The organism is Streptomyces sp. NPDC005151, from assembly GCF_053599875.1.
Map to the genome: position 1 here is coordinate 1 of NZ_JBSFYR010000052.1, position 14,482 is coordinate 14,482.

General features: G+C 69.5%; 15 protein-coding genes and 2 pseudogenes. 14 read left to right on the forward strand and 3 right to left on the reverse strand.

Going from position 1 to position 14,482, the window contains the following annotated elements; all coding sequences use genetic code 11:
• The 3 genes and pseudogenes from ACWD6R_RS24985 to ACWD6R_RS24995 form a co-directional block, all read left to right on the forward strand.
• A partial coding sequence (locus tag ACWD6R_RS24985) for a hypothetical protein (RefSeq protein ID WP_451820740.1) occupies positions 1-226 on the forward strand: 226 nt, incomplete at its 5' end.
• A gap of 219 nt (positions 227-445) precedes the next feature.
• Entirely contained in the window at positions 446-1,477 is a 1,032-nt protein-coding gene (locus ACWD6R_RS24990; RefSeq protein WP_451820741.1) for a hypothetical protein, read from the forward strand.
• A 114-nt stretch (positions 1,478-1,591) separates the two neighbouring features.
• Positions 1,592-2,175: pseudogene (locus ACWD6R_RS24995) on the forward strand (transposase); the annotation flags it as partial.
• Positions 2,176-2,187: 12 nt separating this feature from the next.
• On the opposite strand, the pseudogene ACWD6R_RS25000 reads toward ACWD6R_RS24995, so the two are convergent.
• Both ACWD6R_RS25000 and ACWD6R_RS25005 read right to left on the reverse strand, forming a co-directional pair.
• Positions 2,188-2,829: pseudogene (locus ACWD6R_RS25000) on the reverse strand (reverse transcriptase domain-containing protein); the annotation flags it as partial.
• A gap of 7 nt (positions 2,830-2,836) precedes the next feature.
• The gene (locus tag ACWD6R_RS25005; protein ID WP_451820742.1) at positions 2,837-3,277 is read right to left on the reverse strand and encodes a hypothetical protein; all 441 of its coding nucleotides are present in this window, start codon (positions 3,275-3,277) and stop codon (positions 2,837-2,839) included.
• Positions 3,278-3,296: 19 nt separating this feature from the next.
• On the opposite strand from ACWD6R_RS25005, the gene ACWD6R_RS25010 reads away from it, so the two are divergent.
• On the forward strand, positions 3,297-4,055 hold the full coding sequence (locus ACWD6R_RS25010; RefSeq protein ID WP_451820743.1) for an IS6 family transposase: 759 nt from the start codon (positions 3,297-3,299) through the stop codon (positions 4,053-4,055).
• Positions 4,056-4,097: 42 nt separating this feature from the next.
• On the opposite strand, the gene ACWD6R_RS25015 is transcribed toward ACWD6R_RS25010, so the two are convergent.
• Complete coding sequence (locus ACWD6R_RS25015) at positions 4,098-4,730, reverse strand: diacylglycerol/lipid kinase family protein (protein WP_451820744.1); 633 nt, start codon at positions 4,728-4,730, stop codon at positions 4,098-4,100.
• A gap of 223 nt (positions 4,731-4,953) precedes the next feature.
• Between ACWD6R_RS25015 and ACWD6R_RS25020 the strand changes: the two genes are divergently transcribed.
• The 10 genes from ACWD6R_RS25020 to ACWD6R_RS25065 all read left to right on the forward strand — a co-directional run bounded on the left by ACWD6R_RS25020 (position 4,954) and on the right by ACWD6R_RS25065 (position 14,375).
• On the forward strand, positions 4,954-6,621 hold the full coding sequence (locus ACWD6R_RS25020; RefSeq protein WP_451820745.1) for an aldehyde dehydrogenase family protein: 1,668 nt from the start codon (positions 4,954-4,956) through the stop codon (positions 6,619-6,621).
• 41 nt (positions 6,622-6,662) lie between these two features.
• Complete coding sequence (locus tag ACWD6R_RS25025) at positions 6,663-7,802, forward strand: acyl-CoA dehydrogenase family protein (protein WP_451820746.1); 1,140 nt, start codon at positions 6,663-6,665, stop codon at positions 7,800-7,802.
• 84 nt (positions 7,803-7,886) lie between these two features.
• Positions 7,887-9,185 (forward strand): aspartate aminotransferase family protein, encoded by a 1,299-nt coding sequence (locus tag ACWD6R_RS25030; RefSeq protein ID WP_451820747.1) that lies wholly within the window; start codon positions 7,887-7,889, stop codon positions 9,183-9,185.
• A 2-nt stretch (positions 9,186-9,187) separates the two neighbouring features.
• Positions 9,188-9,676, forward strand: coding sequence for a type II toxin-antitoxin system RatA family toxin (locus tag ACWD6R_RS25035; RefSeq protein ID WP_451820748.1), 489 nt, complete (start codon positions 9,188-9,190; stop codon positions 9,674-9,676).
• Between the two features lie 26 nt (positions 9,677-9,702).
• A complete protein-coding gene (locus tag ACWD6R_RS25040) occupies positions 9,703-10,251 on the forward strand; it encodes a hypothetical protein (RefSeq protein ID WP_451820749.1) in 549 nt (182 codons plus the stop codon).
• Entirely contained in the window at positions 10,248-10,838 is a 591-nt protein-coding gene (locus ACWD6R_RS25045) for a flavin reductase family protein (RefSeq protein ID WP_451820750.1), read from the forward strand. The genes ACWD6R_RS25040 and ACWD6R_RS25045 overlap by 4 nt, the downstream gene beginning before the upstream one ends.
• A complete protein-coding gene (locus tag ACWD6R_RS25050) occupies positions 10,835-11,821 on the forward strand; it encodes a VlmB-like protein (RefSeq protein WP_451820751.1) in 987 nt (328 codons plus the stop codon). The genes ACWD6R_RS25045 and ACWD6R_RS25050 overlap by 4 nt, the downstream gene beginning before the upstream one ends.
• Complete coding sequence (locus ACWD6R_RS25055; protein WP_451820752.1) at positions 11,818-12,846, forward strand: beta-ketoacyl-ACP synthase III; 1,029 nt, start codon at positions 11,818-11,820, stop codon at positions 12,844-12,846. Before ACWD6R_RS25050 ends, ACWD6R_RS25055 begins: the two co-directional genes overlap by 4 nt.
• Positions 12,847-12,924: 78 nt before the next feature.
• Entirely contained in the window at positions 12,925-13,155 is a 231-nt protein-coding gene (locus ACWD6R_RS25060; protein ID WP_451820753.1) for an acyl carrier protein, read from the forward strand.
• Complete coding sequence (locus tag ACWD6R_RS25065) at positions 13,155-14,375, forward strand: beta-ketoacyl-[acyl-carrier-protein] synthase family protein (protein WP_451820754.1); 1,221 nt, start codon at positions 13,155-13,157, stop codon at positions 14,373-14,375. The genes ACWD6R_RS25060 and ACWD6R_RS25065 overlap by 1 nt, the downstream gene beginning before the upstream one ends.
• Positions 14,376-14,482: the final 107 nt, after the last annotated feature.

Here is a 14,482-nt window from a genome sequence, read left to right on the forward strand (position 1 = left end):
GGTCCGCCGGGCACTCGGGGGCGACCAGAAGATGCAGGGACTGTATCCGGGCAACCAGAAGGTGCGGCCCACCGGCCGCATGATCCTCTACCACCCGTCCGACCTGCAGCTACGGGTCACCAACGCCACCGACCCGCCCGTCATCGCCATCACCCGGGGCATCCAGCTCCACCTACTCGACCTCCTCGGCCTGGAACCCACACAACCCCGCTGGCCACAGACCTGAACGAGCTACCCGCGAAGTACGGAACTAGCCTGCGGCCGTTCTTGCATTGATGCGGCCTTGGAGAACAGTTGGTCGGCTCCATGGCGTTGCTCGATCTGACGTTGCACGCGTAGGAACCGGCGCGGGCCACGGGGCAGGCGTACCGGTCCTGAGCGGCCAGGTGCTGAACCGGTCGGCAGGGGGCGGCCGGTTGTCAGCGACCCCCTTTATATTCACGCCATGAAGATCACCAAGCGGACACTTGCGGAGGCGTGGCAGCGGACGGCCGCGCGGCACTCCTTGCTCGACGAGGTCGAGCTGCCGCCTGTGGCACTCTCGGACGAGGAACTGGATGAGTGGGCCGAGCGGGCTGAGGAGGCGGAGGACGGTGGCCTGTGCCTGCTGCTGGATGAGGATGGCACGGTGCGCGGACATCACGGTTCCTACCGGGAGGTCTTCGCCGCCCGCGACCTCGAACAGGTGCTTTACCTGATTGCCGAGGCTGCGATGCGCCGACGCGGCGGCAGCCTCGAAGAGGTGGCCGCCGCGCTGGAGCAGATCGATCCGGCGTGGGGCAGCCGGTTCCGCAGTGGCGGCCTGGACAGCACGGGGACGGTCGAGGCGTGTGGACGCGACCCGCTGGAGGGGCTCGCCTGGATAGCCGGGTCCTGGCGTGAGCAGGACCCGTACACGACGCTTGCCTTCTTTCGCGCAGCGCCTGGGCGAACCGTCGACGCCGAGCGGCTGGCCCTGCTGTACGGGGCCGATCCCGCGCAGGTCGCGGTCGGCACGCGCCTGAAGGACCTGCAGGCCGCGGACAGCGGCCGGGCCCACTGGGACCGCCAGTGGGAGAGCTGCTGTTTCGGGCAGGCGGGCGGTTGGACATTCCTGCTGTACCACGACACGCCGCCGGGGTCCTTCGCCGATAAGGAGGCATACGCGGCGCTCGGGATTAAGGAGAGCGTGTGGCTGACCGCCACCTCCGCGAAGGCCATCTACACCTTCGACTACATGAGGGACGGTCGTCGCGTCGACGACGACTGGGGCGTGCTGGAGCTGATCTGGTACGAGCGCGGCCGCGCCCCCTATCTGCGGGGCGGCGAACTGGACTTCCTCAACCGGGCCGTGCGCCGTGCCGAGCTGGACCACCCCGAACTGACTAATACGTTCGAGCTGTACTTCCACGCCTTGGAGAAGTCCCTCGGCCTGCGTCTGCCGCGCCGGGACTTCGCGGAGGGGGAGGTGCGGGCCGCGTACTGGGCCGGGGAATAGCGGTGAGTACAGCAAGGGGCGCTCATGGAGCAGAAACAGGTTCTGGAGCGCGTATCGAAACTTGATCAATCTGTTGGTCTCGGCCGCGCTTTGTGGTGTGGTAGATCGTGTTGCATGATGCGGGCGCAACTGACTGATGTGGAGTGGGAGTTCATCGGGCCGTACCTGCCTATAGGCAGGTACGGCCCGTATCCCGAGCGGCTGCGGCAACTGTTCGAGGGTGTGATCTGGCGGTTTAAGACGGGCGGACAGTGGCGTGAGATGCCGCAGGAGTTCGGCCCTTGGCCGACCGTTCACAACCGCTTCCGCCAGTGGCGGGATGCAGGTGTCTTCGAAGCCCTGCTGGAGGGCCTGATCGCGGAGGCCGCCACGCGGGACGATGTGGATCTCTCGCTGGTCAGTGTGGACTCGACCGTCGCACGGGCCCACCACGATGCCGCCGGGATGCATCTGGATGACGATGTCCTCACCGCTCTGGAGAAAGCCGTCGCCGAGGAGGAGAAGGCCCGGCAAAAGGGGGCAGCCCAGAAGGACGAGACGGGCAGGCCGCCGGGAACGGCCCCTCGTGGGAAGAGCGCAGACGCATCCGTCGCCGGAGCAGAGTCCGACTGAAGGCCGCACTGCTTGGACGCTCGCGTTGCGGACAGACCAGCAAGGTCCATCTCGCCGCCGACAGGAAGTGCCGCCCGCTGACGCTGGATGCGCCATCCGAGAAAATCAAGGCCCTCGTCAATGTGCGTGATCTTTGTCTTCTCCACCGACAGGCGAAGGCCCATCGGCTTCAACGCCTCCGCGACCTCGTCGCGTAATTCCTCGGCGTGCTCACGGCGCCCGAAGACAAGCACGAGGAAGTCATCCGCATACCGGACCAGCCGGTAGTTGGGCAATCCCCGGTGCCGTCTCCTGCGCCGATCCTCGGAGGTGCTATCTGGTCCTCCGGGGGCCTGGGCGATGTGCTCGTCCAGGACCGAGAGCGCGATGTTGGCCAGCAGCGGCGACAGGATTCCGCCCTGCGGGGTCCCAGTGCGTGTGTCCGTGAAGGCTCCGTCCCGGGACAGGATCCCAGACTTCAAGAACGCCTTCACCAAGGACAGCACCCGCTTGTCCCCGATTCGATTCCTCACCCGTTCCATGAGAGCCGGGTGCGAGATCTCGTCGAAGCACGCCGTGATGTCGCCCTCCACCACCCACTCATATCCGTGGCTGGCGAGATAGCGAGTCTCAGCGATCGCGTCATGCGCCCGGCGGTTCGGGCGGAACCCATAGGAACACGGGAGGAACTCCGCTTCGAACACCGGCTCCAGCACCAGTTTCAAGGACGCCTGGACCACCCGGTCCGCCACGGTCGGCATGGTGGCTTCATACTGCCCCTCCTGCTGTGAGTGTTGTGGTTTCGACGGGTGATTTCACGGTTTGGGCGGCGAGTTGGAGGCAGGTGGCCTCGTTGTCGCTGGTCCAGGGGATGCTGAGGCGGCCGTCGTCGGCGCGGTTGGCCTCGAGGCGGCCTCGGGCGATCCAGTAGTAGACCGCACCGGCGCGGACGCCGAGCTGCGCGGCGACTTGCTGGACGCTCAACTCGCCGCGCACCAGGGAAGCCTCGGGCAGCGGGTGGCTGTCGGGGCCGGTGGGGCTGGGGTGCTTGGGGCGGTCCGGGTGTGCACGAATCGCGGCCTCGACCTGCTCGTCCCAGGGGATACTGACCCGGCCGGTGGGGCCGCGGTGGGCCTGCAGGCGCCCGGCGCGGATCTGGTAGGCGACGGCCGCGGGCAGCACGCCGAGCAGCGCGGCGGGCATTGTCACGTTGGCTGACCGGCGTGGGATGATCTTGTGGTTGGTCGTGCCGGGGAGGGGTTCGCTCGTGTCGTCCGCATCGCCGTCATACAAGGGCCACCGGTACCCGGTCGAGGTGATCTCCCACTGCGTGTGGCTGTACTTCCGCTTCCCGTTGTCATTCCGTGAGGTGGAGGAGCTGATGCTGCAGCGCGGCGTGATCGTCTCCTACGAGACAGTGCGCCGCTGGTCCGCCAAGTTCGGCCAGGCCTACGCGAACGGACTGCGCCGCCGCCGGCCACGGCCCGGTGCCACGTGGCACCTGGACGAGGTCTTCATCAAGATCAACGGCGAGCAGAAGTACCTGTGGCGGGCCGTCGACGCCGACGGCAACGTGCTCGACATCCTGGTCCAGGGCCGAAGGGACAAGGCCGCGGCCCGGCGCTTCTTCCGCACACTGCTCAAGAAGACCTGCTCGGTGCCGCGGGTGATCGTCACCGACAAGCTCCGTTCCTACGGCGCGGCGCACCGCGAGGTCATGCCCTCGGTGGAACACCGTTCCCACAAGGGCCTGAACAATCGGGCGGAGAACTCCCACCAGCCCACCTGGCAGCGTGAACGCGCGATGAAAGGATTCCGTTCCGTAGGCGGGGCCCAGCGGTTCCTGTCCGCCTTCAGCGGCATCTCACCCCACTTCCGCCCTCACCGCCACCTGATGACCGCCTCCGACCACCGAGCCGAGATGACCGTCCGCTTCGCGATCTGGGACCAGATCACCGGCGCTGCCGGCCGGTCCACCACGGCCTGACCCCAGGCCCGAAGCGCAAGCCCACCACGCCCCGACGCACCATCAGACACTCACACACCCAACAACGTGACAGCGCCCGGTGAACGTCTCCGCGGTCTCGGCCAGGGCGCGTTCGTAGCGGGCGGGCCCGGTCACGGGTATGCCCCGGGCGGTCTCCAGGGCCTGAGCGATGACGCCGCTGCACGCGCCGAGGAAGACGAGGGCGCCGGTCTCGACGAGGAGCGCGAGGTCGATGCGGCGCTCCGTGCTCGCGAAGGGTCCGGTGAGTGCGGCGCGGACGGCGTCCTGCCAGGGGAGGCCGCCCCAGAGCATCCGGTAGCCGGAGTTGCCCGTACCCGCCGGGACGATGGCGAGAGCGGCGGTGGCGGGCCGACGGCCGCCGGCCATCCCCGCGATCACTTCGCCCACGGTGCCGTCGCCGCCGATCGCGACGACCAGGTCCGGGGCTGCTCCCTGTGGTTGCCGCAGCGCCTCGCTCACGACGTCGCGGGCGCTTCCCCGGCGCGTCGTGATGTGAATGTCGACCCGTTCGAGGCGTTCTCGGCACAGGTCGGTGACTTCCTCCAGTGCCCCGGGGTGCATGGTGTCGGCCGTCGGGTTGGCGACGATGAGGGCTTTGCGGGGGCGGGCCGCGTGCGGTGCGGTCGTAGCCGGCACTTGGGGGTCGTTGGGCATGTCGTCCTCACACGTGGGCGGGAGCGGAAGGGAAGCCTGGCCGGGGGCCGACAGGTGATCTTCTTTCCTTTCGACCGTAACCATATGACCGACGGTCGGTCAATTCGCGGCGCCAGCATCAGTTCGGCGTCAGAACCGCGTCAGAGCCAGCTGCAACGATCAAACTCCGGCGCCCCGTTCTCGCGTGCCGGTCAGCACTGGGACCCATCCGGAAAGGCCAACCATGCTCTCGGACGGAACAACAGAGGAGACATCCTCCGTACGTTCTGCCTCTTCTGGCCGCGCGGCAGAAGAACGCCAGGCACCCCTGCGCAGCTACAAGCTCTACGTCGCCGGCAAGGACATCGAAGGTGACGGATGGGTCTACACGGTGAGCGGCAGATCCCTCCTGGAGGACGTGTTCACCAGCGTGACGCTCAAGCGGACCCTGGAGCAGGACGCCGAATCGGACGCGGCCCAGCACCCCTACGTCGTAGGACGCTGCGCGATCGCCGGCGACGACGCCCTGGACCTGGCGAGCGAGGCCGCCGCAGCCGCCGCACCCGGCTGGGCCGCCTTCCCGCTGGAACGCCGTATGCGTCTGGGCCACCGCTTCCGCGAAGAGCTCGAACGACGCCGGGACGAGTTCATCGAGATGCTGATCGCGGAGGCCCACCCCGCCAAGCTCGCCCGCTGGGAGCACAGCTCCCTGCTCCAGATATTCAGCGAGGAAAGCCTCGGCTGGTACCAGGAGCAGATGCACACCGAGTTCCAGCACGGGGACCGTCGGCTGATCGTGCGCCGCCAGCCCGACGGTGTCGTCGCCTTCAATCCCCCGCAGAACGCCCCGCTCCCCAGCGCGGCCCTCGGAGTGCTGTGCCTCATGTCCGGCAACGCCGTCGTCATGCGCGCCCCGCGCAGCATCGCCCTCAGCACCATGTGGCTGATGCGGGACGTGGTCGCCCCGATCCTCGACGAGCTGGACGCCCCGCCCGGCACGCTCAACGCCCTGTGCGCCAACCCCAAGCAGACGCTGGACCGCTGGATCGCCAGCCCCCTGATCGACGACATCTTCTACATCGGGGGCAGTCAGGAGGGCCTGCGCTTCGAGCAGCAGTGCGTCGCGAACGGCAAGAAGGCCATTCTGGAGCTGGCCGGCAACGACAGCGTCGTCGTCTGGTCCGACGCGGACATCCCCAAGGCCGTCGAGGCCATCACCGAGGCCTTCTACGGCTCGGGCCAGATCTGCATGATCCCCAACGGCGTGCTGGTGCACCCCGCCGTCGCCGACGAACTGCTGGCCGAGCTCAAGGAGCAGGTCAAGCGGATACGGCCCGGCTATCCGGAAGAGGAGGACGTCCTGCTCTCGCCGGTCCGGCGCAGCGAGCGGTTCTTCCGCCTCCTCAACCAGGCCCTGGACCAGGGCGGGGAGCTCGTCACCGGCGGGCGCCGCATGGAGGTCGACGGCACCCCCTCGGACACCGGTGTGTTCCTGCAGCCCACCGTCGTACGGGTCGACGGCCTGGCACGCGCCCGCGAGTTCGACATCGTCCGCGAGGAAACGTTCTTCCCGCTGATCCCCGTCATCGTCGCCGAACCCGCCGCCGACCAGGAGCTCCTCGCCCGGTTCGTCAACTTCACCAATTCCAACCCCTACGGACTGCGCAACTCGCTGTGGGCCCAGTCCGAAGACGTCATCGACACCTTCGTACGCCAGGTCACCAACGGCGGACTCCTGAAGATCAACGACTCCCACATGGGGTGCGTCCCCTACCTGCCCACGCACGGCGGTACCGGCCTGACCGGCGGAGCCTTCGGCGAGGCCAACTACCCGATGCTCAAGACCTCCCACCTGCAGGGCGTGAGCATCGCCCGCGGCGTCAGCCCCTACGAGGCGGTCTTCGGCGCCTGAGCGCCCTGCCCCCGAAACTCCCTCTCCCACCGGAGGTAACCGTGCGCTCCCTCGACCGAGCCCGCACCGTCTGCGAGCAATACCACCCGGGGCTCCTCAAAGCCCTGGAGGAGATCCCCTTCGACGAACGGGAGAAGCCCGGTAGCACCGCCATCGACCTCTTCCGCGCCCACGGCGGCGTCGGACTGCTCATCCCCGCCGAGTTCGGCGGCAACGGGGCGTCCCCCCTGGAGGCCGTCCGAGTACAGGAAGCCCTGGGCGCGGTGGCACCGTCGCTGGCCGCCGCCACGACCATGCACCACTTCACCGCCGCCATGCTCTACGCACTGGCCGACCAGCAGGACAGGCTGACGCCCGCCCAGGTGGACCTCCTGCACCGGATCGTGCCCGAGCAAAAACTCATGGCCTCCGGCTGGGCCGAGGGACGCACCCAGCAGAACATCCTCGCCCCGACCGTGGCTGCGGTGCCCGCCGAGGGCGGATACCGCCTGCAGGGCTCCAAGAAGCCCTGCAGCCTCTCGTCCTCGATGGACCTGCTGACGGCCAGCATCTCCGTGCCCGGCGCCGACGGCGCCCCCGAGCTCGCTCTCGCCATCGTGCCAGCGGACTCGCCCGGCCTGAGCGTGCACCCCTTCTGGGGCACCGACCTGCTGGCCGGGGCCGAGAGCGACGAGGTCCGCCTGGAGGACGTGTTCGTACCGGACGAACTGGTGGTACGGACCTCCGCCGACGACCCGACCAGGCTGGACGACCTGCAGACGGCCGGGTTCATCTGGTTCGTCCTGCTCATCTCCGCCGGATACACGGGAGCCACCGCCGCCCTCGTCGAAGAGGTGGTCACGCACGAGCGGGGCAACCCCACCGAACGCGCGGCCCTCGCGATCAGCCACGAGGCGGCCGTCGCCCTGCTCGAAGGCGCCGCGCGCGCCGTGCAGGGCGGAGTCGAAGGCGAAGAGGCGGTGGCCGGTGCCCTGATCGCCCGCTACACCGTCCAGGACGCCCTGGTTGCCAACGCCAACCGGGCGCTGGAACTTCTCGGCGGCATGGACTTCATCAAGGGATCCCCGAATGCCAGGCTCGCCGCTTCCGTGCGCCCTCTGGCCTTCCACCCGCCGGCCAGGCCCGCCGCGGCCGAACCGCTCCTGCGCTACTTCGGCGGCGGATCCCTTGAGCTGGCCTGAGGCGCGTCGCGGCGTCCTCGCCCCGGCCGCTGCCGGCCCCCGCGAATCCTGCTCCAGCCCCGCACCACTTGGGAGTGACAACTCGTGACCGTGATCCAGGAAGCCCGGCCCGGCGCTGCGGCGCCGAGCACGGAGGGAGAGATCCTCCGGCTCTACCGGGCCCACCTCAGCAAAGGCCGGGCAACGCTCGCCGAGCTCTTCGGCAGCCACATGGAAGTGGAGTCCTCCGGAGCCTGGCTGACCACCAGCGACGGCGAGCGCTTCCTCAACGCGGGCGGCTACGGGGTCTTCATCATGGGCGCCCGCCACCCCCGGGTCGTGGAGGCCGTTCAGCGCCAGCTGCACACCCACCCCGCGGCGACCCGCATCCTCCTCGAGCCGACCGCCGCCCGCGCCGCCGAGGCACTCGTGTCGGTCATGCCCGAGGGCCTGGACCGCGTGCACTTCGCCCTGTCGGGCTCCGAGGCCGTGGAAACCGGTCTCAAGCTCGCCCGTGCCAACGGCTTCAAGCGGACCGTCTCGATGCGCGGCGGCTACCACGGCAAGACCCTCGGCGCACTGTCCGCCACCGCCAAGGAGGTCTACCAGCAGCCCTTCCGGCCGCTCGTACCCGACTTCCTCCACCTGCCGTTCGGCGACGCGGACGCGCTGGAGGCCGAGCTCGCGGCCCATCCCGGCGAGGTCTGCGTCATCCTCGAACCCGTCCAGGGCGAGGGCGGCGTGATCATCCCGCCGAAGGGCTACCTCAAGCGCGTCGAGGAACTGGTCCGCGAGTACGAGGGGTTCCTCATCCTCGATGAGATCCAGTCCGGCCTCGGCCGGCTCGGCGAGTGGTGGGGCGCGGACATCGAAGGCGTCGTCCCCGACGTCATGCTGACGGGCAAGGCCCTGGGCGGCGGTGTACTGCCGGTCTCCGCCGCGGTCGCCACCCGCAAGGCGTTCCGTCCCTTCGACAAGGACCCCTTCCTCCACACCGCGACGTTCTCGGGGCAGCCGCTGCTCATGGCCGCCGTCCAGGCGTCCATCGAGACGATCAAGGAAGAGCGGCTCGTCACCAAGGCCGTCGGCCTCGGCGGCGCCCTGCTGCCCAAGCTCACCGAGATCGCCCGCCGCAACATCCCCGACCAGCTGGTGGAGGTACGCGGCCGCGGCCTGCTGATCGGCGTCGAGCTGGTCGAGGCCGGGCTCGCCGGCGAGCTGCTGATTGAGCTGTTCAACCACGGCATCGTCGCCAACCACTCGATGAACGGCAGTGCGGTGGTGCGCTTCACGCCGCCGGCCACCCTGACCGACACCGAAGTGCAGTTTCTTCTCGATTCCTTCGACAAGGCCACCCGTGACCTCATACGGGGCGCGGCCACGATGCCGGAAGGCGGTAACTGACCGTGCGACACGTAGAGCTCAAGGTCCTGGTTCCCTCCCAGGACGCCCGGACCGTCTTCGACTCGGTCATCAAGTGGGAGAAGTACCCCGACCTGGCACCCCACGTGCACACCACCACCGTGCACAGCACGCTGCCGGCCGCCGAGTGCAGTTCGAGCTGGCAACTGCACTTCCGCAGCGGTCTGCTGCGCTGGACCGAGAAGGACGAGTTCTCCGTCCAGGACCTGACCGCCCGCTTCGAGCAGACCGACGGCGACTTCGACAGCTTCGTCGGCCTGTGGACGCTGCGCCAAGACGGCGCGGACGTCATCGTCGACTTCGAGGCCGACTTCGACTTCGGCATTCCCAGCCTCGAGGGGATCCTCGACCCCATCGCCGAGCGCGTTATCAAGGAGAGCGTGGCCTGGGCCGTGACCGGCCTGTTCCCCGGCTCCAAGCTGCTCGGCGACGCCAACCTCAGCGACGCCCGCCCAGAGAACGTCGCGGCGTGACCCGCTGCCCCGACAGGAGCTGAACCGTGGATCAGGCCAATCCGTTCGAGACCCCGCGTACCTACTCGCTCCACCGGGCCGAGTACCTCGTCGGCCTGGCCGTCACCACTGGTCTGATCATCGCCCATCTGGGCGACATCCGATGGGTGCCGGCCGTCGTGCTGTTCTTCTACATCGATCTGATCGGGTACATCCCCGGCGCCATCGCCTTCCGGCGAAGCGGCGGCCGCCCGATATCCAAGGCGTACTACGTGCTCTACAACGTGATGCACAGCCTCATCACCCAGGCCGCGGTCGCGGCCCTGTGGTGCTGGCTGATCGGGCCGGAGTGGGCGCTGCTGGTGATTCCCTTCCACCTCTTCGGTGACCGGGGTCTGTTCGGCAACTTCATGAAGTCCTTCGCCCTGCCCTTCGAGCCGGTGCGTCAGCCCGGCTACCTGAGCCTTCTGGACGACCTCGGCATCAAGCACCCCAAGCCCGTGGGCCACGTCCTCGACCCGGCGCCCGTAGGGCACGTCCCCGCCGCGCGGACCTCCGCCCGCAGCGAGCGCGTCCATCAGGAGGAGTCGCGATGAGCACCGCGCTCCGCCCGCGCACCGGGCTGTCGGCCGGGCACCGTACTCCCGACGGACGCCTGCGTCGGCGCAGGGCCCTGTACCACCTCACCGCCCCGGTGGCCGTGCTGACCGTCAGCCACGGAGGGATGCTCCACGGGACCACCGTCAGCACGGTGACCACCGTGTCCCGGGAGCCGCTGCTGCTCGGCACCTGCCTCAGGAGCGGGTCGCAGTTCGCCGAACTGGCCGTGGCGTCGGGCCGCTACGCGGTCAACGTCCTCACCGGGGCGCAGGCCGATCTGGCCCGGTACTTCGCCGACAGCTCGCGCCCCGGCGGGGCGGACCAGTTCGCCGGCCTGGGGTGGGAGCCCGACCCGTACGCGCACGCGCCCCTCCTCGAAGGCGCGCTGGCCCACTACACCTGCCGGCTCTACGGCTCGACCGCGCTGGGGGACCACGAGGTACTGATCGGCCACGTGACCCACGCCGCCGTCGGTGAGGGCACCCCCCTGCTCAGCTACGCCGGCGGGCTGTTCAGCAGCCCGCTCACCCCTGTCCGGGACCCCGGGCCGGGCAGTCAAACCAGGAAGGATACCACGACATGACCGAGTCCGTGGCGCCCGAAGCCGACTGGGACAAGGCGCCCGGTCTGCTCGACGGAGCGAAAGAACTCACCCTCGGGCCCGAGGAGTGCGACCTCTCCTATTGGTTCACCTCCGTAGCCCAAGGAACCCTGCGGGACCGCGGCGACACCGGACACCACGCCGACGCCGTTGTTCCCTCCTTCCTCAAGGAGCCCGGCCCGCTGAGGGACGCCCTCACCTTGGAGTTCGGCTTCCGTGCCCTGTCCGAGGAGATGGCCACCCGCATCCTCGGCCGCTACGTCACCATCGCCCCGGGCATACCGGAGTTGGAGTTCTACGCGACCCAGCTCATCGACGAGGCCCGTCACGCCCGGGTGTTCCGCAACCACCTCGTCGAACTCGGCCACCCCGCTGGCAGCCTGCTGCGGGACGTGGACGACATGGCCGCCGACTACCGGCGCCGCGTGCTGGAGCCGGTGAAGGAGTTCACCGACGACATCGTGACCGGGCAGTCCGACTTCATCGGCGGAGTCGCCGTGTTCGCCATCGTCATCGAAGGCGTACTCGCCCCCGCGGCCGAGCTGAGCGAGCGCAAGTGGACCCCGCTGTCGCCCGCCACCGGCGAGATCTCCCGCGGCACCGCCATCGACGAGATCCGGCACCTGACCGTGGCCAGCACGATCCTGCGCGACCACGTCGTCAAGCACCCCGAGTACAAGCCGAGGCTGCTGGAGATCCTGCGGGCGGGTGTCCGGCTCTGGGACGAACTCCCGGACCGCGAGTACGTCCTGCCCCGCGAGGAGATGTTCCAGAAGGGCATGCAGGAGCACGCCGACCTGATCGGCGACTACGAACTGTGGCCCGGCGTGCGCATGCTGGACACCACCCCCGAGCAGCGCTACGACATGGCCGAGCAGTGGACCGACGAAATGGCCGAGGCCCGCATGGCCTACATGGGCCTCCCCGTCGACGTACTGGCCGGCGGCCAGGAGAGCACAGGATGACCACCGTCACCCGGCAGGCACCCGCGGGGCGCACAGCGGTCATCGCGGGCATCGGGTCGTACGTGCCGCCGGACGTGGTGACCAACCAGGACCTGACCCGGCGGCTCGACACCTCGGACGAGTGGATCCGCAGCCGTACCGGAATCGCCACGCGCCACGTGGTCTCCGCCGGCACCGCCACCTCCGACCTGGCCGTCGAGGCCGGGCAGCGGGCCCTGAAGTCCGCGGGCAGCGCCGACGTCGACGCGGTGGTGCTCGCCACCACGACACCGGACCACTCCTGCCCCGCCACCGCACCGGCCGTGGCCGCCCGCCTTGGTTTGACCGGCGTGCCGGCCTTCGACGTAGCGGCCGTGTACACCGGCTTCCTCTACGGCCTGGCCTCCGCCTCCGGACTGATAGCGGCGGGCATCGCGGACCGGGTGCTGCTGGTGGCCGCCGATGCCTTCACCACCATCATCAACCCCGACGACCGCACCACCGCCGTGATCTTCGCCGACGGGGCGGGCGCCGTCGTACTGCGCGCCGGACGCCCGGACGAACCCGGCGCGATAGGGCCCCTGGTCCTGGGCAGCGACGGCAGTCTCGGCAACCTCATCGAAGTGCCGGCCGGCGGCTCGCGGCAACGCTCCTCGGGCCGGAGCGCCCCCCTGGAGGACCACTACTTCCAGATGCGGGGACGCGACACCTACCGCCACGCGGTCGAACGAATGACCGCGGCCTCCCTGGAGGCGGTGGAGCGCCGCGGATGGACCATGGCCGACATCGACCGGTTCGCCGCGCACCAGGCGAACGCCCGCATCCTCACCGCGGTCTCGGACCGGCTGGAGGTCCCGGTCGAGCGGCAGCTGTCCAACATCGAGCACGTGGGCAACACCGGCGGTGCCTCGATCCCGTTGCTGCTGTCCCAGGCGGCGCAGGACGGCCGTCTGACCGCCGGACAGAAGGTCCTGCTCACCGCGTTCGGCGGCGGCCTGGCCTGGGGTGCCACAGCCCTGCACTGGCCCGACCTCACTCCGTTCTGAGGAACCCGCCGCCACCCTGCAGCCCGTAGAACGCAGCGAAATCCACGCGCAACCCTGCGCACGACCGAAGGAAAATCCATGTTCGAGCAGTTCAAGAGCCTCCTCGTCGACAAGCTGAAGGTTTCGCCCGAGCTCATCACGCCCGAAGCCACCCGGGAGGAGATCGAACTCGACTCCCTGGCCGTCGTGGAGCTGTCCCTGTTGCTCGAGTCCGAGCTGGGCCTCACCATCAGCGACGACGAGCTGCTGGAAGCGCCCACCGTCGGCGGCATGGTGGCGCTCATGGAGCAGCGGGGCGCGAAGGTCTGATGGCAGGCATCGATGTCGCCGTCACCGGTCTCGGCCTCGTTACCCCCGCCGGCATCGGGGTGGAGCCGAGCTGGGCGACGGTCCGCTCAGGGCGCTCCACAGCCGCCTTCGATCCCGTGCTGGAGTCGAACCCTGTGAAGATCTCGTGCCGCGTTCCCGGGTTCGATGCCGATGCCCTGCTGGGAGCCAGGCGTGCCCTGCGCCTGGACCCGTTCGTACAGTTCGCACTGGTCGCCGCTCGCGAGGCGCTGGCCGATGCGGGGCTGGATCCGAAGACCTGGGACGGCGCCCGAGTCGGTGTGGTGCTGGGCAACGGCGACGGGGGACCCACCACGGTGGAAGCCCAGCACCGGGTGCTCCTCGCGCAGGGCGCCGGCCGGGTCTCCCCCCTCTTGCTGCCCATGCAGCTGCCCAACATGCTCGCCGGCCAGGCAGCCATCGAGTTCGGGGCGACCGGCCCCAACCTCGTGGTGGCCACGGCATGCGCCTCCGGCACGACCGCGGTGGGCGTCGCACGCGACCTCCTTGCCCTCGACCGCTGCGACGTGGTCCTGACCGGCGGCAGCGAGGCCCTGATCACGCCACTGGCGATGGCGGGCTTCGCGCAGATGGGCGCTCTGTCCCAGCGCGAGGACGACCCCTCCGCCGCCTCGCGTCCCTTCGACGCGGACAGGGACGGGTTCGTCGCCGGTGAGGGCGCCGGCATCCTGGTCCTCGAAAGGCTCCAGGACGCCTGCGCCCGCGGTGCCCGGGTCCGGGCACGCATCGTGGGCTACGGGGCGTCCGCCGACGCCCACCACATGACGTCCCCCCATCCGACGGGCGCCGGAATCGAGTCGGCCGTACGCGCCGCCCTTCGCGACGCGGGCGCCGGCCGGGGAGACGTGCAGCACGTCAACGCGCACGGCACGTCCACGCCCCTGAACGACCTGGCCGAGGCCACCATGCTGAAGCGGACCCTGACGGGCGACCCGCTGGTCACCTCCACCAAGGGCGTGACGGGTCACCTTCTGGGAGCCGCAGGGGCCGTAGAGGCTGTCCTCACCGTCTTGTCGGTGGAACAAGGGCTCGTGCCGCCCACCGCCAACCTGACCACGCTGGACCCCCGCCTGGAAATCAAGGTCGCCGAGACCGAGATGGCCGTGCCCATCGAACTGGCGCTGAGCAACTCCTGCGGCTTCGGCGGACAGAACGCCGTTCTTGCCGTCGCCGCCGCCTGACCCGCCGATGCCATCCGGGGCAGCCGACCCGACGCCGGGCCGGCTGCCCCTGCCCGTACCCCTTGCCGCCCGTCCAGGACGGCGAGGCACGCCTGCGAGCCGATGCC

Excerpts from the sequence above, each read along its gene's own strand:
- ACWD6R_RS24990 (WP_451820741.1), top strand. The coding sequence starts at position 446 with ATGAAGATCACCAAGCGGACACTTGCGGAGGCGTGGCAGCGGACGGCC.
- ACWD6R_RS25010 (WP_451820743.1), top strand. The coding sequence starts at position 3,297 with ATGATCTTGTGGTTGGTCGTGCCGGGGAGGGGTTCGCTCGTGTCGTCC.
- ACWD6R_RS25015 (WP_451820744.1), bottom strand. The coding sequence starts at position 4,730 with ATGCCCAACGACCCCCAAGTGCCGGCTACGACCGCACCGCACGCGGCC.
- ACWD6R_RS25020 (WP_451820745.1), top strand. The coding sequence starts at position 4,954 with ATGCTCTCGGACGGAACAACAGAGGAGACATCCTCCGTACGTTCTGCC.
- ACWD6R_RS25045 (WP_451820750.1), top strand. The coding sequence starts at position 10,248 with ATGAGCACCGCGCTCCGCCCGCGCACCGGGCTGTCGGCCGGGCACCGT.
- ACWD6R_RS25050 (WP_451820751.1), top strand. The coding sequence starts at position 10,835 with ATGACCGAGTCCGTGGCGCCCGAAGCCGACTGGGACAAGGCGCCCGGT.
- ACWD6R_RS25055 (WP_451820752.1), top strand. The coding sequence starts at position 11,818 with ATGACCACCGTCACCCGGCAGGCACCCGCGGGGCGCACAGCGGTCATC.
- ACWD6R_RS25060 (WP_451820753.1), top strand. The coding sequence starts at position 12,925 with ATGTTCGAGCAGTTCAAGAGCCTCCTCGTCGACAAGCTGAAGGTTTCG.
- ACWD6R_RS25065 (WP_451820754.1), top strand. The coding sequence starts at position 13,155 with ATGGCAGGCATCGATGTCGCCGTCACCGGTCTCGGCCTCGTTACCCCC.